Annotated in this window: 22 protein-coding genes; 19 read left to right on the top strand and 3 right to left on the bottom strand. The window is 49.9% G+C overall.

Features of this window, described 5'->3' with window-relative positions:
• Positions 1–338: 338 nt before the first annotated feature.
• Both RN22_RS01165 and RN22_RS01160 read right to left on the bottom strand, forming a co-directional pair.
• Positions 339–872 carry an ACP phosphodiesterase gene (locus RN22_RS01165; RefSeq protein ID WP_231590822.1) on the bottom strand — a complete coding sequence of 178 codons (534 nt, stop codon included), beginning with the start codon at positions 870–872 and terminating at the stop codon, positions 339–341.
• A gap of 127 nt (positions 873–999) precedes the next feature.
• On the bottom strand, positions 1,000–1,452 hold the full coding sequence (locus RN22_RS01160) for a CBS domain-containing protein (protein ID WP_046302749.1): 453 nt from the start codon (positions 1,450–1,452) through the stop codon (positions 1,000–1,002).
• Positions 1,453–1,644: 192 nt separating this feature from the next.
• Here RN22_RS01160 and RN22_RS01155 point away from each other — a divergent pair, with 192 nt between their 5' ends.
• The 7 genes from RN22_RS01155 to secF all read left to right on the top strand — a co-directional run bounded on the left by RN22_RS01155 (position 1,645) and on the right by secF (position 9,433).
• Positions 1,645–2,658, top strand: coding sequence for a serine protease (locus RN22_RS01155; RefSeq protein WP_046302755.1), 1,014 nt, complete (start codon positions 1,645–1,647; stop codon positions 2,656–2,658).
• Between the two features lie 102 nt (positions 2,659–2,760).
• A complete protein-coding gene (locus tag RN22_RS01150) occupies positions 2,761–3,753 on the top strand; it encodes a trypsin-like serine protease (RefSeq protein WP_231590821.1) in 993 nt (330 codons plus the stop codon).
• Between the two features lie 107 nt (positions 3,754–3,860).
• Positions 3,861–4,916, top strand: coding sequence for a tRNA preQ1(34) S-adenosylmethionine ribosyltransferase-isomerase QueA (gene queA / locus RN22_RS01145; RefSeq protein WP_046302748.1), 1,056 nt, complete (start codon positions 3,861–3,863; stop codon positions 4,914–4,916).
• A gap of 135 nt (positions 4,917–5,051) precedes the next feature.
• Positions 5,052–6,179, top strand: coding sequence for a tRNA guanosine(34) transglycosylase Tgt (tgt, locus tag RN22_RS01140; RefSeq protein WP_002536923.1), 1,128 nt, complete (start codon positions 5,052–5,054; stop codon positions 6,177–6,179).
• An 81-nt stretch (positions 6,180–6,260) separates the two neighbouring features.
• A complete protein-coding gene (yajC, locus tag RN22_RS01135; RefSeq protein WP_002536925.1) occupies positions 6,261–6,590 on the top strand; it encodes a preprotein translocase subunit YajC in 330 nt (109 codons plus the stop codon).
• 26 nt (positions 6,591–6,616) lie between these two features.
• Positions 6,617–8,470, top strand: a complete 1,854-nt coding sequence (gene secD / locus RN22_RS01130; RefSeq protein WP_046302747.1) for a protein translocase subunit SecD — start codon at positions 6,617–6,619, stop codon at positions 8,468–8,470.
• Positions 8,471–8,482: 12 nt separating this feature from the next.
• Positions 8,483–9,433, top strand: coding sequence for a protein translocase subunit SecF (gene secF / locus RN22_RS01125; protein WP_002536928.1), 951 nt, complete (start codon positions 8,483–8,485; stop codon positions 9,431–9,433).
• Between the two features lie 171 nt (positions 9,434–9,604).
• On the opposite strand, the gene suhB is transcribed toward secF, so the two are convergent.
• A complete protein-coding gene (gene suhB / locus RN22_RS01120) occupies positions 9,605–10,408 on the bottom strand; it encodes an inositol-1-monophosphatase (RefSeq protein WP_002536929.1) in 804 nt (267 codons plus the stop codon).
• Between the two features lie 185 nt (positions 10,409–10,593).
• Between suhB and trmJ the strand changes: the two genes are divergently transcribed.
• The 12 genes from trmJ (at position 10,594) to RN22_RS01060 (ending at position 20,382) form a co-directional block, all read left to right on the top strand.
• Positions 10,594–11,325, top strand: coding sequence for a tRNA (cytosine(32)/uridine(32)-2'-O)-methyltransferase TrmJ (gene trmJ, locus RN22_RS01115; protein ID WP_046302746.1), 732 nt, complete (start codon positions 10,594–10,596; stop codon positions 11,323–11,325).
• A gap of 110 nt (positions 11,326–11,435) precedes the next feature.
• Positions 11,436–11,960, top strand: a complete 525-nt coding sequence (iscR, locus tag RN22_RS01110) for a Fe-S cluster assembly transcriptional regulator IscR (protein WP_002536934.1) — start codon at positions 11,436–11,438, stop codon at positions 11,958–11,960.
• A 30-nt stretch (positions 11,961–11,990) separates the two neighbouring features.
• Positions 11,991–13,205, top strand: coding sequence for an IscS subfamily cysteine desulfurase (locus RN22_RS01105; RefSeq protein ID WP_002536935.1), 1,215 nt, complete (start codon positions 11,991–11,993; stop codon positions 13,203–13,205).
• 28 nt (positions 13,206–13,233) lie between these two features.
• Positions 13,234–13,617: a Fe-S cluster assembly scaffold IscU gene (iscU, locus tag RN22_RS01100; RefSeq protein WP_002536937.1), complete on the top strand. Its 384-nt coding sequence runs from the start codon at positions 13,234–13,236 to the stop codon at positions 13,615–13,617.
• 25 nt (positions 13,618–13,642) lie between these two features.
• Positions 13,643–13,972, top strand: coding sequence for an iron-sulfur cluster assembly protein IscA (gene iscA / locus RN22_RS01095; protein WP_002536938.1), 330 nt, complete (start codon positions 13,643–13,645; stop codon positions 13,970–13,972).
• A gap of 13 nt (positions 13,973–13,985) precedes the next feature.
• Positions 13,986–14,501 (top strand): co-chaperone HscB, encoded by a 516-nt coding sequence (hscB, locus tag RN22_RS01090; protein WP_002536940.1) that lies wholly within the window; start codon positions 13,986–13,988, stop codon positions 14,499–14,501.
• A 32-nt stretch (positions 14,502–14,533) separates the two neighbouring features.
• Complete coding sequence (gene hscA, locus RN22_RS01085) at positions 14,534–16,381, top strand: Fe-S protein assembly chaperone HscA (RefSeq protein WP_046302745.1); 1,848 nt, start codon at positions 14,534–14,536, stop codon at positions 16,379–16,381.
• A 2-nt stretch (positions 16,382–16,383) separates the two neighbouring features.
• On the top strand, positions 16,384–16,722 hold the full coding sequence (fdx, locus tag RN22_RS01080; protein ID WP_002536943.1) for an ISC system 2Fe-2S type ferredoxin: 339 nt from the start codon (positions 16,384–16,386) through the stop codon (positions 16,720–16,722).
• Positions 16,723–16,749: 27 nt separating this feature from the next.
• Positions 16,750–16,944, top strand: coding sequence for a Fe-S cluster assembly protein IscX (gene iscX / locus RN22_RS01075; protein ID WP_192815495.1), 195 nt, complete (start codon positions 16,750–16,752; stop codon positions 16,942–16,944).
• A 221-nt stretch (positions 16,945–17,165) separates the two neighbouring features.
• Complete coding sequence (gene pepB / locus RN22_RS01070) at positions 17,166–18,464, top strand: aminopeptidase PepB (RefSeq protein ID WP_046302744.1); 1,299 nt, start codon at positions 17,166–17,168, stop codon at positions 18,462–18,464.
• Positions 18,465–18,618: 154 nt separating this feature from the next.
• Positions 18,619–19,050 carry a nucleoside-diphosphate kinase gene (gene ndk / locus RN22_RS01065; protein ID WP_046302743.1) on the top strand — a complete coding sequence of 144 codons (432 nt, stop codon included), beginning with the start codon at positions 18,619–18,621 and terminating at the stop codon, positions 19,048–19,050.
• Positions 19,051–19,260: 210 nt separating this feature from the next.
• Positions 19,261–20,382 carry a bifunctional tRNA (adenosine(37)-C2)-methyltransferase TrmG/ribosomal RNA large subunit methyltransferase RlmN gene (locus RN22_RS01060; protein ID WP_002536949.1) on the top strand — a complete coding sequence of 374 codons (1,122 nt, stop codon included), beginning with the start codon at positions 19,261–19,263 and terminating at the stop codon, positions 20,380–20,382.
• Positions 20,383–20,395: the final 13 nt, after the last annotated feature.

Raw genomic sequence — 20,395 nt, 5'->3', positions numbered from 1 at the left:
TGTGATCGCGGCGTTCCTTTGCAGGTGTAGTCACCTCCATCAAAAAGGAACAACAAAGAGCACGGCGTCAGTCAACTCGCCCGAAGGGAGGCCATCAATGCGCCCACTTCTTCGTTAAATGCCACGGAAATAGAATGACTATTCCTCGTGGAATTTGCCTCGAATTGAACGCATTGATGACATCTGAATGAAGCATATCCAGGTCGTTTGGGTATATAACATGCAAAGTCCTTAGCTGTTCATGGGCCGAAGAGCCCAGGGGTTTACTGCCCCATATCCACGCTTTGAGCGACCTTCGGGTCGCTTTTTTTGTGCCTGTGATTTGAGACTACTTAGAGTTAAGGCTGGTGGTTAAAATCGCGAGCAGCGCTGAGCACATCTTTATATATAGAGGGAAAGGCATCCAACAATCTTTGTCGGTGAGCAACTAAGGTCTCTGCCGTTTCAGCCAGCGGGCCCATCCGAGGGGTTCGGGCTGACATTCGTTTTAAAGCAAAGGGTAGGGTGTTGATGTCCTCGTAAGAAGGGATCCAGCCTTCGCGCCACATTTTATCTGAGAGAAAAAGATACCTCTCCGGTAGCGGATTGGGTTCTTGCTGAGTCGCGGTGCGGCAGTCTGTCTCGGCGCGGGCGATAAACTCATCGAAACGGACGTCATTGAAGGCATCCCAATGATGGACGAGCGCATGATCCCAGAACATATCGAGAGCAATCGCACTGAATCGGTAAAGGTGTTTGGGAAAGAGCGCGCGGCAGGGCTTGATGGCCTCATGGCTGTCGATGTAGCGGTCCACAAACCGGTGAAGATAGATGGCTTTCGTGGTTTCTGGCAGAAATTTACCGTCGGGTTTTCCGCGAACAAAATCTGCCATCAGGTTTCCCATCAACTGGCTGTTGCAGTGCTTGGCTATATGTAAATGCGCCAGATAATTCACGCGCCCTTTGGACCTTTCCTTGAAACGGAAAACTTAGCCTATCTCAAGTGGCACGTGTTTGTCGCTATCGGACCAGTTCTTCCTCTTCTTCCATCGGCTCTGTTTCTTCCTGGATCTCGAGCAGGTTGATGGCGATGGCGACGAAATCGCTGTCGGTGATAATACCGACCAGTTTGTCGTCCTCAACGACAGGCAAGCAGCCAATCTTACGTTTCTGCATATATAGTGCAGCCTCTTTGAGCCCGGCACACGGTGACACCGTATATAAAGAACGCTTGAGGAATCGCGACAAAGGCGCTTGCATGGGGTCGTTATCACCAACAGCTTTTTCCAGACTGGATGTTTGAGCAGCGAGGACGTCACGCTGAGTGACCAGTCCTTCCAATTTTCCGGAAGCACTGACGATAGGAACGTGGCGAATACGGCGGGAATCCATCAGGCACTTTGCGTCAGATATCTTATCCTTAGAAGAGAGTGTGATGGGGTCGGAACTCATCATGTCATTAACGGTAAACATTCTGCCTCCAGAAATACCTATAATTAGTAAGGCTATATCTCGAATGTAGCTAAAAAGGCAGGGACTTTAGGTGACGACATTCAAACTTCCATCCGGAAATTCTGAATGACGCCAAGGTTGTTTCAAGCAGTAGCAACGCACCGGGGCGCAGCGGCGCCAAACAACACTTTTTTGTTTTTAGGGGCGATGATAATGCGCATGAAACTCGCAATACTATCCTTATTTTTCTCTTCATTTTTAGGGCAGGCCGCAGAGCCGTCTCCTAATGTTGTTGGTGGGACAGATGCTTCCATCAGCGATGCTCCCTGGCAGGCATTTATCAGAATTGGTAACGCTTTTTGTGGCGGGGTGGTGATCTCTTCCCGCTGGATTTTGACCGCGGCGCATTGCCTTGATACTGCCGACGATGATGATCCTTTTTCTTTGGCGTCCGCCAACTCAGTTTCCGTCTACACGGGCACAGCGGAGATCAACGGGGCAAATTTTTCGTCTTTTCAATCTTCCGTTGAATCTATCTATGCCAACAGTAGCTACGACAAAGACACACTGCAAAACGATATTGCCCTGGTAAAACTTTCCTCGGATGTTCATCCCAATGCCTCAACCATGGTGTTGCCCAATGACACGGTACAAGCTGCCGTCGATGCAACGGGAAACCTCAACAACAATGATATGCAGCTAACCGGGTGGGGTTATACGGACACCGGACGAAGCCAATCGACCACAACACTACAAAAAGCCACGCTTTCTGCACTGACAGATGCCAGTTGCGCTTCTGCTTGGGGCACAACCTTGACTGATGTGTCTGATTACCAATCTAAGTACTTCTGTGCTCAGGCAAGCGGTGTGGGTGCTTGTAATGGAGACTCAGGCGGCCCACTAATTTGGTACGACCCTTCCCGCGCTGGTGATGCAGATGGCGGCGCAACCCTGATAGGCTTGGTGAGCTTCGGTGTGGCTTCGCAGTGCGCGTCCCCGACGGTTCCAGACGTTTTTACCCAGGTTGCTACTTACATCAGTTGGATTTCCAACTGCCAAAGTGGGAGTTGTGCGAGCCGGTCTTCGACTGTAGTGCAGGGATCCGGTGGGGGTGGTGGGATTGGCTTGTTTGCAATTTTTTTTGCCCTGACCGGATTTTCTATAAGGTATTTGATTGGAATAATAGGATCTTACCTTCATTGTCTCAAGGATGAAGAGATGGTGTAAGAGCGAGACTTTTCTGACATACCCGCTACTGATTCCTTTGCCAGCCAGACTGATTAAGATACGGTTTTTCAAAGTCTAGGAATTATGGGTTGGCAAAGGAATATGTTTAGTAAGAAGTATGTTGTCGCGGTTGCGATGCTGACAAGTGCGTTTGCTCCATCAAGCAATGCAGAGAATGCTGTCAGTCCCCGAATTGTTGGTGGGCAAGATGCCACGATTTCCGAAGCGCCCTGGCAGGCGGCTGTCACGATCAGACGTTCAGGCGGAACCGCATTTTGTGGAGGCATCGTTATCGGCTCCCGCTGGGTGTTAACGGCAGCGCACTGTCTCGACCTTGCTGATGAAAACGATGCGTACTCCCTTGCTCCAGCTAGTGAAGTCTCTGTTTACACAGGCACCGCCGTTATTGATGGCGCAGACTTCAATAATTTCCGTTCTGGTGTTTCAGCCACATTTGCCCACAGGGACTACAACAAAGACAACTTCTCTAATGATATTGCCTTGCTTCAACTTAGTTCGGATATCAACGCTAATGCATCCAGCATTTCTCTGGCGACACTTGTTGATCAATCTGCTTTGGATAGCAACGCCGGGAACAATAACCAAGACCTTCAGTTAACAGGGTGGGGATTTACGAACGTATTTGGCACCCAAAGCACTGATATTTTGCAAAAAGCCACGCTTTCTGCCGTTTCTGATAGCACATGTGCCAGTCAATGGGCCGCTGAGACTGATTTGAACTTGTTTGCCATTGCTAGTTATGAAAACAATTACCTTTGTGCTGAACAGAGCTCTATTACTGCGTGTAATGGAGACTCTGGTGGTCCTTTGGTTTGGATTGACAATGGCACCTCAAAACTTGTTGGCGTGGTGAGCTTTGGCGTTAAAACAAGTAGCCAAAATTGCCCAATAAATCGGTTGCCGGACGTATTTACGCAAGTATCTAACTACTCAAGCTGGGTGAGTAGCTGTCAGGTGGGAAGCTGCAATAGCTTCTCTCCTGCTATTTTGAACTCAGGAGGAGGCGGCGGCTCTTTCGCTTGGCTATCATTGCTCTCATTAGGGTTTCTGACTTTCCGCCGCCGACTGTCATAACTCCTCACAATTTGCCCGCTGGAATTGCAGCGGGCAAGCCCCATCCTGCTTGATATTGCAGCACAGCAGCCTATACTAGCGGGCTGCTGTAGAATGGGGCTTTTTCGATGCAAGTATCCGATTTTCATTTTGACCTTCCCGACTCGCTGATCGCGCGCTATCCGCAACCCGATCGCACTGCGAGCCGTTTGCTGCAACTGAACGGCAATACCGGTGAGCTGAGTCATAAGCAATTCACTGACATTCTTGATCTTGTTGAGCCAGGTGACTTGATGGTGTTCAACAACACCCGGGTGATCCCCGCGCGCGTTTATGGCCGCAAAGCGTCCGGTGGCAAGATTGAAGTGCTGGTGGAGCGTATGTTGGATGAAAAGTCGATCCTTGCACATGTCCGAGCATCTAAACCGCCCAAGCCGGGTACACAGTTGTTTCTGGGTGAGAACGACGAGTTTGAAGCGGAGATGGTTGCCCGTCATGATGCGCTTTTTGAAATTCACTTCAGCGGAGAGCAAGCTGTACTTGATATCTTAAATCAGGTTGGCCACATGCCGTTGCCGCCTTATATCGATCGTCCTGATGAAGAGTCTGACAAAGAACGATACCAAACGGTTTACAACGAAAAACCGGGGGCAGTCGCAGCGCCGACAGCAGGTCTGCACTTTGATGAAAGCATCCTTGCTGCACTCAAAGAGAAAGGCGTAGAAACAGCATTTGTGACTCTTCACGTTGGCGCCGGTACTTTCCAACCGGTGCGTGTCGATGACATCAATGATCACGTGATGCACTCTGAATATGCTGAAGTGCCACAAGAAGTGGTAGATGCAGTTCTGGCAACCAAAGCGCGCGGTAACCGCGTGATTGCAGTAGGCACAACGTCAGTCCGTTCACTGGAAAGTGCAGCTCAGCATTCAAAGAATGAAGGCACTGAATTGAAGCCTTTCTTCAACGATACCCAGATTTTCATCTATCCGGGTTACGAGTGGCGGCTGGTGGACGCATTGGTCACGAACTTTCACCTACCGGAATCGACGCTGATCATGCTGGTTTCTTCTTTTGCAGGTTATGACCACGTGATGAATGCCTACAAAGAAGCCGTGAACAATGAATATCGTTTCTTCAGTTACGGAGATGCGATGTTTGTTACCCGCCAGACTGAGGTATAATTTACACCTCATCGCTATTTGTGATGGGGTGACTCCAAATTCAACTGGCTGTCAGCAATTTTGCGACAGCCAGTTTTGTCTCTGTGCGACAGGCACATTAGCGCCAGACTGTTTCTCTGGCATTTCGGAGGTATCGTGAAATACGAACTGATTAAGAAAGAAGGCCGCGCGCGTCGTGGTCGTCTAGTTTTTGAACGCGGCACTGTTGAAACCCCGGCATTTATGCCTGTGGGTACTTACGGCACCGTAAAAGGGATGACGCCGGAAGAAGTGGCAGATACCGGTGCACAAATTCTACTGGGTAACACTTTCCACCTGTGGCTACGCCCAGGTCAGGAAGTGATGCGTGCCCATGGTGACCTGCACGATTTCATGAACTGGCAGGGGCCTATCCTGACCGATTCAGGCGGTTTCCAGGTATTCAGCCTGGGTGCAATGCGCAAAATCACTGAAGAAGGTGTTCATTTCCGTAACCCAGTGAATGGTGACAAGATTTTCATGGACGCAGAGAAGTCGATGGAAATCCAATACGATCTGGGTTCTGACATCGTGATGATCTTCGACGAATGTACGCCATACCCAGCGACACACGAAGAAGCGAAGAAGTCGATGGAAATGAGCCTGCGTTGGGCACAGCGTAGCCGCAACCATTTCGACAAAATGGGCAACAAAAATGCACTGTTTGGCATCGTTCAAGGGTCTGTCTATGAAGACCTGCGCGATGTGTCAGTCGAAGGCCTGACCAACATTGGTTTTGATGGTTATGCGGTCGGTGGTCTGGCGGTGGGTGAGCCAAAAGAAGACATGCATCGCGTTCTGGAACATACCTGTCCAAAACTGCCGGAAGATAAGCCACGTTACCTGATGGGCGTAGGTAAACCGGAAGATTTGGTGGAAGGTGTTCGCCGTGGTATCGACATGTTCGACTGTGTCATGCCAACGCGTAACGCGCGTAACGGCCACCTGTTTGTCACTGGCGGTGTGATCAAGATCCGTAATGCGAAGCATAAAAGTGACACAACTGCACTGGATCCAGAGTGCGACTGTTACACTTGCCGCAACTACAGCAAGGCGTATCTGCATCATCTTGATCGCTGTAACGAAATTCTGGGCGCTCGCCTTAACACCATCCACAACCTGCGTTACTACCAGCGTCTGATGGAGAGTTTGCGTAACGCTATTGACGAAGGTAGATTAGAGACCTTTGTTAAGGAATTCTACGAACGCCGTGGCCGTGAAGTGCCACCGCTGAAAGAAGACTAAGAATTCTCGCTTCGCCAAAAGAGTGCTTTCGGTGGGGCGAAAATCTAGAAAATGTTCATATTGATACGAGGACGTTACTGAATGTTTATTTCTCAAGCTCATGCAGCAGCAGAAGGCGCACCACAAGGCGGCGGTATGCAGCTATTTATCATGCTTGGCCTGTTTGCCGTTATTTTCTACTTCATGATTTACCGTCCACAGGCGAAACGTGTGAAAGAGCACAAGAACCTGATGGCATCAATGGGCAAGGGCGATGAAGTTCTGACCGGTGGCGGCCTGGTGGGTAAAATTACTAAGATTTCTGATGACAACGACTTCATCGTTATCGCACTGAGCGACAACAACGAAGTGACCATCAAAAAGGATTTTGTGACTGCAGTTCTGCCAAAAGGCACCATTCAGTCGCTGTAACCCCATAGCCATAAAGGATCCTAGCAGTGCTAAACCGTTATCCTTTGTGGAAGTACATTATGGTGGTGTTGGTCATTTTTGTCGGCGCCCTTTATGCACTTCCCAATATTTACGGTGAAGATCCAGCGGTTCAAATCACCGGGGCGCGTGGCGCCTCGGTTGATCTCTCCACACTGGACACCGTCAAATCTTCCCTCGAAAAAGATAAAATCTCTTATAAATCCATTGCGCTAGAAAACGGCACTGTACTGGTTCGTTTCTCCGACACTGATAATCAGATTGAAGCTCGTGACGTTCTAAACAGCGAACTGAAAGAAGACGGTCTGATTGTTGCGCTTAACCTTGCTCCTGCAACGCCTGATTGGCTGGAAGCCATTGGTGCTAACCCAATGAAACTGGGTCTGGATCTCCGTGGTGGTGTGCATTTCCTGATGGAAGTGGACATGGACGCGGCAATGGAAAAACTGCTTACCCAGCAGGAAGACACCTTCCGTACTGAACTTCGTGAAGCCAAAATCCGTTACCGCGGTATCCGCGTGGGTGGTGAGGACAACATTGAAGTGATGCTGCGTAATGAAGCGGACATGGATGCTGCAGAAAGTGAACTCGCTAGACTACACCCAGATATGGTGTTCACCACCGATAGTGCCCGTTTTGCCGTTTCTGCGAAGTTCACTGAAGAACGTCTTCAGGAAATCCGTAACTACGCCGTTGAGCAGAACATTACTATCCTGCGTAACCGTGTTAACGAGCTGGGGGTTGCTGAGCCACTGGTGCAACGCCAAGGTGCAAGCCGCATCGTGGTTGAGTTACCGGGTGTTCAGGACACGGCACGTGCGAAAGAAATCTTGGGTGCAACTGCAACCTTGGAATTCCGTGAAGTGGATGACAGCGCCGATCTAGCTGCTGCGGCCGCAGGCCGTGTACCACCGGGCAGCGAAATCAAATACACCCGTGACGGTCGTCCGGTTGTGCTGAAAAAACGTGTGATTCTGGGCGGTTCAAGCATCACTGATGCGAGCTCAAGCTTCGACGAATACAGCCGTCCGCAGGTAAATATCTCGCTGGATAGCGACGGCGGCAGCAAAATGGCAGCGTTCAGTAAGAACAATGTCGGCAAGCTGATGGCCACCGTGTTTGCAGAATACAAAGACAGTGGTAAGCGCGATGAAAATGGCAAGGTGATTCTTTCTAAGCATGAGGAAGTGATCAACCAAGCGACGATTCAGACCGCACTTGGCCGTAACTTCCGTATCACGGGTATCGACTCCCAGGCAGAAGCGCATAACCTTGCACTGCTGCTGCGCGCAGGTGCTTTGATCGCGCCAATCTCCATTGTTGAAGAGCGCACCATTGGTCCATCAATGGGTCAACAGAACATCGATATGGGTATCAAAGCCTGTATCTGGGGTCTGCTGGCGGTCATGCTGTTCACGCTGGTTTACTACCGTCGATTCGGTCTTTTTGCGAACTGTGCGCTGGCGGCAAACATCATCCTGATTATCGGTGTGATGTCGATGATTCCTGGGGCGACAATGACCTTGCCAGGTATCGCAGGTATCGTTCTGACAGTGGGTATGGCGGTTGATGCCAACGTCCTTATCTTTGAGCGTATCCGTGAGGAGCTCAATGAAGGGCGTAATCCTCAGCAGGCGATCCATCAGGGCTATGCGAACGCATTCAGCACCATTGCCGATGCGAACATCACCACACTGATCACTGCAATCATTCTGTTTGCTGTGGGTACAGGCGCGGTGAAAGGCTTCGCTGTGACACTGTCGATCGGTATTCTGACGTCTATGTTTACTGCAATTATCGGTACCCGTTGTCTGGTTAACCTGGTGTACGGCGGTAAGCGCATTAACAAGCTGTCGATTTAAGGAGGCATTAAGATGTTTCAACTATTAAGGCCTGACTTTAGCATCGACTTTATGCGTTGGTCGAAGCCGGCATTTTTCCTGTCGGTTGTCATGATTGCGGCTTCTATTTTCAGCCTGTCTACCAAATGGCTGAACTGGGGCTTGGACTTCACTGGCGGTACACTGATTGAAGTGGGTTTTGAGCAACCAGCAAACCTGCCACTGATTCGTGAGTCACTGGAAGCAAAAGGCTTTGGTGATGCGATTGTTCAGAACTTCGGTACTGCACGTGACGTGATGGTTCGCCTTCGTCCACGCGAAGATGCGCAAGGTGAATTACTGGGTAACCAGATCCTGGATGCTATTAAAGAAGGCACGGGTCAGGCAGTAGAAATGCGCCGTATCGAGTTCGTTGGCCCTAACGTGGGTGACGAACTGACAGAAGCGGGTGGTCTGGCGATACTGGTATCGCTGATCTGTATTCTGCTGTATGTCTCTTTGCGATTCGAATGGCGTCTGGCTGCGGGTGCAGTGGTTTCTCTCGCACACGACGTGATTATCACGCTGGGTATCTTCTCGTTCCTGCAGATTGAAGTTGACCTCACCATTGTCGCAGCATTGCTGACCGTTGTTGGTTACTCACTCAACGATACCATCGTTGTATACGACCGTATCCGTGAGAACTTCCGCAAGATGCGTAAGGGCGATGCCGACGAAATCGTGAACGCGTCTGTGTCGCAGACACTGAGCCGTACCTTGATTACGTCGGGTACGACGTTGTTCGTGGTTATCGCGCTCTTCCTTCAAGGCGGTGCCATGATCCACGGCTTTGCGACAGCATTGCTGATTGGTATCACAATCGGTACTTACTCGTCTATTTACGTGGCATCTGCGCTGGCGCTCAAACTGGGTATTACCCGCGAGCACCTGCTTCCACCGCCACCGGTGGAAAAAGAAGGCGAAGAATTCGACAGTATGCCTTAACAAAAAACGGAGCCGATTGGCTCCGTTTTTATTTGAGGTCCTGGGGCCTAGGAAAAGCAGGTCCTAGGAAGAGCAATAGCACTAGATATATGGTTCTAACGGCTTAAACTACGCAGCCAACAAACAAAAACGGCGTCCCGAGGGACGCCGTTTTATTGATTCTAACGAATCTTATTTTTTCATCGCTTCATTCGCGTTGTCGCGAATTTTCGCCAAAATACCTTTCAGTACTTTAGGATTCGCAGTCACGATGTTGCCAGATTGAACGTAGTCAGTACCGCCAGCGAAGTCAGTACAAATTGCACCAGCTTCACGGGCAATCAGTTCACCTGCAGCGATATCCCAAGGTTTCAGGCCCAGCTCGAAGAAACCATCTACGCGGCCAGCAGCTACATAACACAGGTCAAGAGCGGCAGAACCAGTGCGGCGGAAGTCAGCACAGTCTACAAACAGTGCGCTAACAACTTTGATGAAGCCTTCTGAGTGTTGCTTTGCTTTGAACGGGAAGCCAGTTGCCAGAACGGTGCCGTTAAGATCTTTCGCAACGCCTACACGGATACGCTTGCTGTTCAACTGCGCACCTGCGCCACGCTGAGCAGAGAAAAGCTCGTTACGGATTGGATCGTAAACACACGCTACTTCAGTACGGCCTTTAATGCGCAGAGCAATAGACACAGAGAAGTGTGGGAAGTTTTTAACGAAGTTAGTGGTGCCATCCAGTGGGTCGATGATCCATTGGTAATCAGTGTCTTTACCTGCAACCACACCGGCTTCTTCAGTCACGATGTTGTGCTCAGGGTAAGACTTCTTGATTACGTCGATAATGATTTGCTCAGCTGCTTTGTCGATGTTAGTGACAAAGTCATTAGAACCTTTCTGAGTCGTTTCAACGTTATCAGAGTTCTCAGCAGATTTAGCGATAAAGTCGCCTGCCTTTCGCGCTGCGCGAATGGCAATATTTAGCATAGGATGCATACGAATTTCCCAACGGATGTTAAAGAACGGAAAGCGGCGGCGAGTATATCAGAGCTGAACCAAAAGGGAAGCGGTTATTTTTTGTTCGCTCGTCTTATATGACGGGCTGTAAAAAGGGTAAAACAAAAGCTGCTGTGTTAGAATCCGGCGGCTTTTCTTCCTCAAAGTAAATCAGTGATAGCGAAATGTTAGAAAATATTCGAATCGTGCTGGTAGGCACCACACATTCAGGCAACATCGGATCTGCTGCTCGGGCAATGAAAGTGATGGGGCTGAAACATATGGTGTTGGTCGCGCCTGATTGTCAGGTCGATGGGCAGGCGATAGCGCTTGCTGCCGGAGCCAGTGATATTGCTAACAACGCGCGTATCGTTGATACCGTGGAAGAAGCGGTTGCTGATTGTGGTCTTGTGATTGGAACCAGTGCCCGTAACCGTTCACTGGAATGGCCAATGCTGGATTCCCGCGAATGCGGCGTGAAAGCCATTGAAGAAGCGGTCCAATATCCTGTGGCATTCGTGTTTGGTCGTGAGCGTACGGGTCTGACAAATGAAGAACTTCAGGCATGTCATTTTCACGTGGCTATTCCTGCTAACCCGGAATATAGCTCGCTGAACCTTGCCATGGCGGTGCAAACCCTTTGCTACGAAGCACGAATGGCTTGGCTGGACAGTCAGGCATACAAAGGGGAAGTGAAAGAGCAGCCTTACCCGCTGGCTGAAGACTTGGAGCGTTTTTACGCTCACCTTGAACAGGTTCTGGATACCACTGGCTTCATCAATAAATCCCACCCGGGCATGGTGATGACTAAACTGCGTCGTTTGTTTAACCGCGCAAGACCAGAAAGTCAGGAACTGAATATTCTTCGTGGTGTGCTCTCTTCGGTTGAAAAACACAACAAAGAGAAGCAAAAATAACCGCTTTAAAATTGCGGCTAAAAGCCTGACTAAATTAGTAGGTTAAATACTTGACCCTTTTAGTCGGGTATGTCAGACTCAGTGCATTACTCGCTCACAGGTAGGATGTTATGAGACTGACTTCGAAAGGCAGATATGCCGTTACTGCGATGCTCGATGTCGCGCTGCACTCCGAGATGGGGCCTGTGCCTCTAGCTGATATTTCAGAGCGTCAAGGGATCTCTCTGTCATATCTGGAGCAACTTTTCTCTCGCCTTCGTAAAGCAGGCCTGGTTTCCAGTGTACGTGGTCCAGGTGGCGGTTATCGACTCGGGGTGAATGCAAATGAAATTGCAGTCGGCATGGTGATTGCCGCTGTTGATGAATCGGTCGATGCGACCAAGTGTCAAGGCAAAGGCGATTGCCAAGGCGGAACACGCTGTCTGACGCACACGCTATGGCGTGACCTTAGCTCCCGTATCAGCAGCTTTTTAAATGACATTACGCTCGGCGAACTCATGCAAGACAACGAAGTCAAGCATGTCGCGGATCGTCAGGACTCCTCACTTGAGTCCTCAACAATTGTTAGACATGGTTTAAACTCCAGTGGCAGTGAAAAGCCAGCCACCACTTTGGGTGTGAATTTTCGCTCGTAATTAGTAGTGCCGGAGTACTTGGAGACACAAATGAAATTGCCAATCTATTTTGACTATTCAGCGACATGCCCAGTGGATCCGCGTGTTGCTGAAAAGATGATGCAGTACCTGACCCTTGACGGTTGTTTTGGTAACCCTGCATCCCGTTCGCACCGTTTCGGCTGGCAGGCGGAAGAGGCAGTGGATACTGCCCGTGAAAACATCGCCAACTACCTAAACGCGGACCCACGTGAGATCGTGTTCACTTCTGGTGCAACAGAATCTGACAACCTGGCAATTAAAGGTGTAGCGCATTTCTACGGTAAGAAAGGCAAGCACATCATCACCTGCAAAACTGAGCACAAAGCTGTACTGGACCCATGCCGTCAGCTGGAGCGTGAAGGTTTTGAAGTGACTTACCTCGAGCCCGAATCAAACGGTATCGTCGATCTAAACAAGCTGGCCGACGCCATCCGCGAAGACACCATCCTTGTTTCTATCATGCACGTGAACAACGAAATTGGCGTGGTTCAAGACATTGCAGCGATCGGCGAACTATGTCGTGAACGCAAGGTGGTCTTCCACGTTGATGCGGCGCAATCTATCGGTAAATTGCCGTTGGACACTCAGGAAATCAAAGTTGACCTGATTTCAATGAGCGCACACAAGGCATACGGCCCGAAAGGTATCGGCGCTCTGTACGTTCGTCGTAAGCCACGTATTCGCCTCGAAGCTCAAATGCACGGTGGTGGTCATGAGCGCGGTTTCCGCTCTGGTACATTGCCAACTCACCAAATCGTGGGTATGGGTGAAGCGTTCCGTATTGCGAAAGAAGAACTTGAGCAAGACATGGCGCACTCGCTGGCACTGCGTAATCGCTTCTACGATGGCGTAAAAGATCTGGAAGCGGTTTATGTAAACGGCGACCTTGAGCAGCGCGTCGCGTCAAACCTGAACGTGAGCTTTGCTTTCGTTGAAGGTGAATCACTGTTGATGGCATTGAAAGATTTAGCGGTTTCTTCCGGCTCTGCATGTACATCTGCAAGCCTGGAACCTTCGTATGTACTTCGTGCGCTGGGTCTGGATGACGAACTGGCACACAGCTCTATCCGCTTCTCGTTTGGCCGTTTTACTACTGAAGAAGAAGTAGACTACGCGGTTGAGCAAGTACGCAAAGCGGTCACCAAGCTGCGCGAAATGTCGCCACTGTGGGACATGTACAAAGAAGGTATTGATTTAAGCACTGTTGAGTGGGCACACCACTAAGCGGTCTCAGGGTTTTGAGGATAAGATCATGGCTTACAGCGAAAAAGTAATCGATCATTATGAAAATCCACGTAACGTGGGTGCTTTTGACAAAAACGATCCAAACGTAGGTAGCGGCATGGTTGGCGCACCAGCGTGTGGTGACGTGATGAAACTGCAAATCAAGGTAAATGAGCAAGGCATCATTGAAGATGCGAAGTTCAAAACCTACGGCTGTGGTTCAGCGATTGCGTCAAGTTCACTGGTCACTGAGTGGGTGAAAGGCAAGTCTTTGGACGAAGCAGCAGCTATCAAGAATGCTGAAATTGCAGAAGAGCTGGAACTTCCTCCTGTGAAGGTTCACTGCTCAATCCTCGCGGAAGATGCTATCAAAGCAGCAGTAAGCGACTATAAGAAAAAACACGAAGCTTAATACGATTTAAAGGGTTGTTGTACATATGGCCATTACTATGACTGACGCGGCGGCATTACGCGTTCGCACCTTCTTGGAAAACCGCGGAAAAGGCATCGGCCTTCGCTTGGGTGTTCGCACGTCAGGCTGTTCGGGAATGGCTTATGTACTGGAATTCGTTGATGAACTTCAAGAAGAAGATCAAGTGTTCGACTTTGAACAATACGGCGTCAAAGTGATCGTCGATAGTAAAAGTCTCTTGTACTTAGATGGTACTGAACTTGATTTCACCAAAGAAGGCCTTAACGAAGGCTTCCAGTTCAACAACCCCAACGTAAGCAGCGAGTGTGGTTGCGGCGAAAGCTTTAACGTTTAACTCGTGAGATGATATGAATCATTTCGAACTATTTGGGCTATCATCGCAGTTCGAGCTGGATGGTAGCTCTCTTTCTTCGCAGTTTCGCGAACTTCAACGACGTTTCCATCCGGACAAATTTGCCACTGCTTCCGAGCAGGAACGCCTGCTTGCTGTGCAGAAAGCCGCGCAAATTAATGATGCTTATCAAACGCTGAGTGATCCGGTGCGTCGTGCCGAATACCTTCTCTCTCTCAATGGCGTAGAATTGCGCGATGAGCAGCAGACGATGCAAGATCCAGAATTCTTGATGCAGCAAATGGAGCTGAGAGAAGAGCTGGAAGAGATTGCAGACAGCGATGAGCCGGATGTATTGTTGTTCGACTTTGAACAAGGCGTGGAGAAACTCCACAAAGCCATGCTTGCCGAATTGAAAGAACAACTAAATGGCGAGCAGTGGCAGGATGCGGCGATAAGCGTTCGCAAGCTGAAGTTCTTGGTCAAACTCAAGCAAGAAATCGAACGAATCGAAGATCGGCTGCTGGGTTAATTCAGCACGCTGATCAGGCTACAGGAACCACTATGGCACTGTTACAAATTGCAGAACCTGGTCAGAGTGCTGCACCGCACGAGCACAAGCTTGCGGTGGGTATTGACCTAGGGACTACCAATACTCTCGTTGCTTCAGTCCGAAGCGGCACTGCGAGCACCCTTAATGACCTTGATGGTCGGGCGCTGATCCCTTCTGTGGTTCACTACGGTGATGACGTAACGGTGGGATATGCTGCAAAAGCGATGTCAGAAACCGACAGCGCAAACACGGTTTCTTCCGTCAAACGCATGATGGGCCGCTCATTGGCGGACGTTCAGACCCGTTATCCCAACCTTCCTTATGAACTGTCTGCATCTGACAATGGTCTGCCATTGATCAACACCCGTGCGGGCAAGAAAAACCCGATTGAAGTTTCTGCGGATATCCTACGTGCCGTCAATGCGCGTGCAGAAGAAGCACTGGGTGGCGAGTTGGAAGGTGTGGTTATCACAGTTCCCGCTTACTTTGACGATGCGCAGCGCGCGGGGACCAAAGATGCCGCTAAATTTGCCGGCCTGAAGGTACTTCGTCTCCTGAACGAACCAACCGCAGCTGCGATCGCTTACGGTCTGGACTCGGGTCAGGAAGGTGTTATTGCTGTCTACGATCTAGGCGGCGGTACGTTTGATATCTCTATTCTCCGCCTTTCAAAAGGTGTGTTTGAAGTGCTGGCTACAGGCGGTGATTCAGCGCTGGGCGGTGATGACTTTGATCACCTTGTCGCAGACTGGATCTCCGAGCAGGCAGGATTTGGTGCGCTTTCCGGCGATGACCGTGCGCGCTTGATGAATGCCGCTAACAGCGCAAAAGTTGCTTTGAGCGCAAGCGATGTCGCAGATATCGATGTGCTTGGCTGGAAAGGCACACTGAGCCGCGAACAGTTCGACGATCTGATTGGCGCGCTGGTAAAGAAAACCCTGTTGTCTTGTCGCCGCGCACTGAAAGATGCTGGCGTTTCCGCTGAAGAAGTGCTGGAAGTGGTGATGGTGGGTGGTTCTACCCGTGTACCACTGGTTCGCGAAAAAGTTGGCGAGTTCTTCGACCGCACACCGCTGACCAGCATTGATCCGGATAAAGTTGTTGCCATCGGTGCAGCGACACAGGCCGACATTCTGGTAGGTAATAAGCCGGATGGTGAAATGCTGTTGCTGGACGTGATTCCGCTTTCTTTGGGTATTGAAACCATGGGCGGTCTGGTCGAGAAAATTATTCCACGCAATACCACTATCCCTGTTGCGCGTGCGCAAGAGTTCACCACGTTCAAAGATGGCCAGACGGGCATGAAAGTGCACGTGGTTCAGGGCGAGCGCGAAATGGTGGATGACTGTCGTTCGCTGGCGGATTTTACCCTGAAAGGCATTCCACCAATGGCTGCAGGCGCAGCGCACATTCGCGTGACCTACCAGGTTGACGCCGATGGCCTGCTATCTGTTACAGCGATGGAAAAGAGCACTGAAGTGCAGGCATCGATTCAGGTGAAACCGTCTTACGGCCTGAGCGATACCGAAATTGCCGATATGATCAAGTCATCGTTCACTCATGCGCAGGACGACAAAGACGCCCGTTATCTGGCGGAGCAACGCGTTGAAGCCGATCGTGTGATTGAAGGTCTGCTGGTTGCGATGCAAGCAGACGGCGAAGCGCTGCTGTCAGACGAAGAGCAGCAAGCGCTGGTGAAAGCGATTGAAGCGCTGATTGCGCTCCGTAACGGTGACGATGCCGCAGCTATTGAACAAGGCATCAAAGATACAGATAAAGCGAGTCAGGAGTTTGCCTCACGTCGTATGGACAAATCCATCCGTGAAGCACTGGCTGGCCATTCCATTGACGAGGTTTAAACATGCCAAAGATTGTTGTTCTGCCACACCAGGATCTCTGCCCAGAAGGCGCGGTGTTGGAAGCAAAGACCGGTGACACTGTGCTGGACGTTGCACTGCGTAACGGTATTGCGATTGAACATGCCTGTGAAAAGTCGTGCGCTTGTACGACCTGCCACGTAGTCATCCGCGAAGGATTTGATTCTCTGGATGAAAGCGATGAGCTGGAAGACGACATGCTGGATAAAGCATGGGGTCTGGAGCCTGAGTCACGCTTGGGCTGTCAGGCAAAAGTGGCTGATGAAGATCTGGTGGTAGAAATTCCGCGTTATACCCTAAACCACGCTGCAGAAAATCACTAATCTGATAAGGGAGCAAAAACTATGAGCCTGACATGGACCGATTCGCGTGATATCGCGATTGAGCTGGTAGAACAATTCCCTGATACTGATCCGAAAACGGTGCGTTTTACTGACCTGCACCGTTGGGTGACGGAGCTTGAAGACTTCTCTGACGATCCAAACCGCTCCAATGAGAAGATCTTAGAGGCGATCATCCTGTGCTGGATGGAAGAAATGGATTAAAGACCTTGTTTTACGCCAGTAAAGCAGGCAGATTGAGACTATCCAAGCGGGCATGATGCCCGCTTTGTTTTATCCCCAAATTGAGCTGGAACCTCTATGAACAGACGATTTGGGGCACTTCTGATAAAACGTCATAAAGATGGCGTACTCTAAAAAGAAAAATCAGCCCAAATTTAATGCTCCGCAACGATGTGCGGGGTAACAGGAAAAAGGAGTTCAGCATGACTGACAAAATGCGTATCACGCTATCACACGAAGCTGCGGGTGAGACTTGGGGTGCGAATGCACTGGTTTCTTTTAATCAGCAAGGCGCAGTGGTTCACGCCTCAGGTGACGATAAACTCACGCCGGTTCAGCAAGCTGCTCGTAAACTGGATATGCAGGGTATTCGCAAAGTTTCTCTGGTTGGTGATAGCTGGGATTTGGAAACCGCGTGGGCATTCTATCAGGGGCTGCGTGGCCCTAAGCCTGGTTTCGATTTCGATGCAGAGTTGGAAGACGCTGCTCAGAAAGTGCTGAATGATCGCATTGTCGCGACCGATTGGGTTCGTCAAATTATCAATGAAACCGCTGAAGAAGTTGGTCCGCAACAGCTGGCTGTCCGCGCCGGTGAGTTCATTAAATCTCAGGCGCCAAATCCTGAACATGTCAGCTACAAAATTGTTTCCGGTGCTGATCTGCTCGAGCAAGGCTGGGTGGGTACCCACACCGTAGGCCGCGGTTCAGCGCGTAAGCCGGCGATGCTTCAGCTTGATTACAACCCAACTGGCGACAAAGACGCTGAAGTGTTCGCTTGTATTATCGGTAAAGGTATTACTTTCGACTCAGGCGGCTACAGCATTAAACAGTCGGCGTTCATGGATTCAATGAAGGCAGACATGGGCGGCGCAGCGATGGCGACCGGTGGTCTGGGACTGGCAGTCGCTCAAGGTCTCAACAAGCGCGTTAAATTGATTCTTTGCTGTGCAGAGAACATGATTTCCAGCAACGCCTACAAGCTGGGTGACATCATCACGTACAAAAACGGCGTGACCGTTGAAGTACTAAATTCAGATGCCGAAGGGCGCTTGGTGATGGCGGATGGCCTTCTTTACGCGAACAAATTCACCCCAGCTCTGACCATCGATTGTGCTACTTTGACCGGTGCTGCAAAGGCAGCGCTAGGCAATGACTACCATGCGCTGTTTAGCTTTGACCAGGCACTTTCTCAACGCTGTCTGTCAGCTGCAGAAGCGGAAAACGAAGGCATGTGGCAGTTGCCACTGGCTGAGTTCCACCGTCAGATGCTGCCATCTAACTTTGCTGATCTTGCAAACGTTGGCGCAGGTCAATACTCACCGGGTGCGAGCACGGCGGCAGCTTTCCTTTCCTACTTTGTCGACAACTACAAAGAAGGCTGGGTTCACCTGGATTGCTCCGGGACTTACCGCAAAACGCCAAGCGATAAGTGGTCTGTAGGTGCAACGGGTATGGGCGTTAAAACGCTGGCTCGTATTCTGATGAATGAGTCAAGCCAGTAATCGCTACAAAAGTTAGGTGTTTTATCAACACAGTTAACGCTTCCGCAATGTCAGGGTAGGGTCTGGCATTGCGCTCTGGTAGGCTACCTTTGTGAATACAAACAGATAACAGAGCAATGCTTGCGTATCTGTAGAAAAATAAAAGGAAGATAGAATGACTATTGAGCGCACTTTTTCAATCGTTAAGCCCGACGCAGTAAAACGTAATCTGATTGGCGCTATTTATCAGCGTATTGAAGCGGCTGGTCTGCAAATTGTCGCAGCAAAAATGCTTCACCTGACAAAAGAACAGGCACAAGGTTTTTATGCCGAGCATGAAGGCAAGCCATTTTACGACGGTTTGGTTGAGTTCATGACTTCTGGTCCGGTGACCGTACAGGTTCTCGAAGGCGAAGACGCGATTGCGCGTTACCGTGAACTGATGGGTAAGACCAACCCAGAAGAAGCGGCCTGCGGCACACTGCGTGCAGACTTTGCTGAGAGCATGCGTTTTAACTCAGTACACGGCTCTGACAGCCCGACTTCAGCAGAGCGAGAAATTGCTTACTTTTTCGCCGATGATGAGATTTGTCCTCGTACTCTGTAATTGCTTCATAGATAAGATAAAAGGAGAGCTTTGGCTCTCCTTTTTAGTTTCTGGCAGGTTTACACACTAGAATAAGCCTATAAGTAACAGGTGGAATCCCGATCACAAAGGCTGTACAATTTCGCGCCTTGATTTAAGGCGAACCGCCATTTATCAGCCAATGTTGAGTGGTTGATGTGGTTACTGATTTATTGTTCACGAGGCAATCTGATGACAACAGAAAAAATCAATCTGCTGGATTTCGATCGACAGGCGCTACGTGCGTTTTTCGCCGAAGAGTTAGGCGAAAAGGCGTTCCGTGCCGATCAGATCATGAAGTGGATGTACCATTTCGGTGTTGATGATTTTGATCAGATGAACAACATCAACAAAAAGCTTCGTGAAAAACTGAATGCGCGTTGTGAAATCCGTGCGCCAGAAGTTAGCACTGCTCAGTATTCTTCTGATGGCACCATCAAATGGGCAATGCGTGTTGGTAATCAGGACGTTGAAACCGTTTATATCCCTGAAGATGACCGTGCAACCTTGTGCGTGTCTTCCCAGGTAGGCTGTGCGCTCGACTGTAAATTCTGTTCTACTGCCCAACAAGGCTTTAACCGCAATCTGAAAGTGTCTGAAATCATCGGACAGGTTTGGCGTGCAGCTAAAGAAATCGGCGTGGAAAAAGAAACTGGCCGTCGTCCAATTACCAACGTGGTCATGATGGGTATGGGTGAGCCTCTTCTGAATATGAAGAACCTGATCCCAGCGCTGAATCTGATGCTGGATGATCTGGCTTACGGTTTGTCAAAACGCCGTGTCACTGTATCAACTTCCGGTGTGGTTTCCGGTCTGGATCAGATGGCAGGTAAGATTGATGTCGCTCTGGCGATTTCCCTTCACGCGCCGACTGATGAGCTACGTAGCCAAATCATGCCAATCAACGATCGCTATGATATTGAAACGTTTTTAGCGTCTGTACGTCGTTATATTGCGTCTTCAAATGCGAACCGTGGCCGTGTCACCGTAGAGTATATTCTCCTCGATCACGTCAATGATGATATGGAGCATGCGCGCCAACTCGCAGAGCTGTTAAAAGATACGCCTGCGAAGATAAACCTGATTCCTTTTAACCCTTATCCTGGGTCACCATATAAGAAACCGAGTAACTCACGCATCGATCGTTTCCAGAAAACACTGATGCAATACGACTACACGGTTATCGTTCGTAAAACCCGTGGTGATGACATTGATGCGGCGTGCGGTCAGCTCGTCGGCGATGTGATAGACCGAACCAAACGCACGCAAAGCAGACTGAATGTTGAGGAGCAAATCCCAGTGAAATCAGTCTGATTTGTCAGACTGA

This window comes from Grimontia sp. AD028 (assembly GCF_000973155.1).
Lineage (GTDB): Bacteria > Pseudomonadota > Gammaproteobacteria > Enterobacterales > Vibrionaceae > Enterovibrio > Enterovibrio indicus.
The sequence above is the reverse complement of the archived record's forward strand: the minus strand, read 5'-3'. Positions and strand labels throughout refer to the sequence as shown.

Excerpts from the sequence above, each read along its gene's own strand:
- iscR (WP_002536934.1), top strand. The coding sequence starts at position 11,436 with ATGAGACTGACTTCGAAAGGCAGATATGCCGTTACTGCGATGCTCGAT.
- fdx (WP_002536943.1), top strand. The coding sequence starts at position 16,384 with ATGCCAAAGATTGTTGTTCTGCCACACCAGGATCTCTGCCCAGAAGGC.
- RN22_RS01165 (WP_231590822.1), bottom strand. The coding sequence starts at position 872 with ATGGCAGATTTTGTTCGCGGAAAACCCGACGGTAAATTTCTGCCAGAA.
- hscA (WP_046302745.1), top strand. The coding sequence starts at position 14,534 with ATGGCACTGTTACAAATTGCAGAACCTGGTCAGAGTGCTGCACCGCAC.
- pepB (WP_046302744.1), top strand. The coding sequence starts at position 17,166 with ATGACTGACAAAATGCGTATCACGCTATCACACGAAGCTGCGGGTGAG.
- ndk (WP_046302743.1), top strand. The coding sequence starts at position 18,619 with ATGACTATTGAGCGCACTTTTTCAATCGTTAAGCCCGACGCAGTAAAA.
- RN22_RS01060 (WP_002536949.1), top strand. The coding sequence starts at position 19,261 with ATGACAACAGAAAAAATCAATCTGCTGGATTTCGATCGACAGGCGCTA.
- suhB (WP_002536929.1), bottom strand. The coding sequence starts at position 10,408 with ATGCATCCTATGCTAAATATTGCCATTCGCGCAGCGCGAAAGGCAGGC.
- RN22_RS01160 (WP_046302749.1), bottom strand. The coding sequence starts at position 1,452 with ATGTTTACCGTTAATGACATGATGAGTTCCGACCCCATCACACTCTCT.
- iscU (WP_002536937.1), top strand. The coding sequence starts at position 13,234 with ATGGCTTACAGCGAAAAAGTAATCGATCATTATGAAAATCCACGTAAC.
- RN22_RS01105 (WP_002536935.1), top strand. The coding sequence starts at position 11,991 with ATGAAATTGCCAATCTATTTTGACTATTCAGCGACATGCCCAGTGGAT.
- queA (WP_046302748.1), top strand. The coding sequence starts at position 3,861 with ATGCAAGTATCCGATTTTCATTTTGACCTTCCCGACTCGCTGATCGCG.
- yajC (WP_002536925.1), top strand. The coding sequence starts at position 6,261 with ATGTTTATTTCTCAAGCTCATGCAGCAGCAGAAGGCGCACCACAAGGC.
- iscA (WP_002536938.1), top strand. The coding sequence starts at position 13,643 with ATGGCCATTACTATGACTGACGCGGCGGCATTACGCGTTCGCACCTTC.
- RN22_RS01155 (WP_046302755.1), top strand. The coding sequence starts at position 1,645 with ATGCGCATGAAACTCGCAATACTATCCTTATTTTTCTCTTCATTTTTA.
- RN22_RS01150 (WP_231590821.1), top strand. The coding sequence starts at position 2,761 with ATGTTTAGTAAGAAGTATGTTGTCGCGGTTGCGATGCTGACAAGTGCG.
- secF (WP_002536928.1), top strand. The coding sequence starts at position 8,483 with ATGTTTCAACTATTAAGGCCTGACTTTAGCATCGACTTTATGCGTTGG.
- trmJ (WP_046302746.1), top strand. The coding sequence starts at position 10,594 with ATGTTAGAAAATATTCGAATCGTGCTGGTAGGCACCACACATTCAGGC.
- hscB (WP_002536940.1), top strand. The coding sequence starts at position 13,986 with ATGAATCATTTCGAACTATTTGGGCTATCATCGCAGTTCGAGCTGGAT.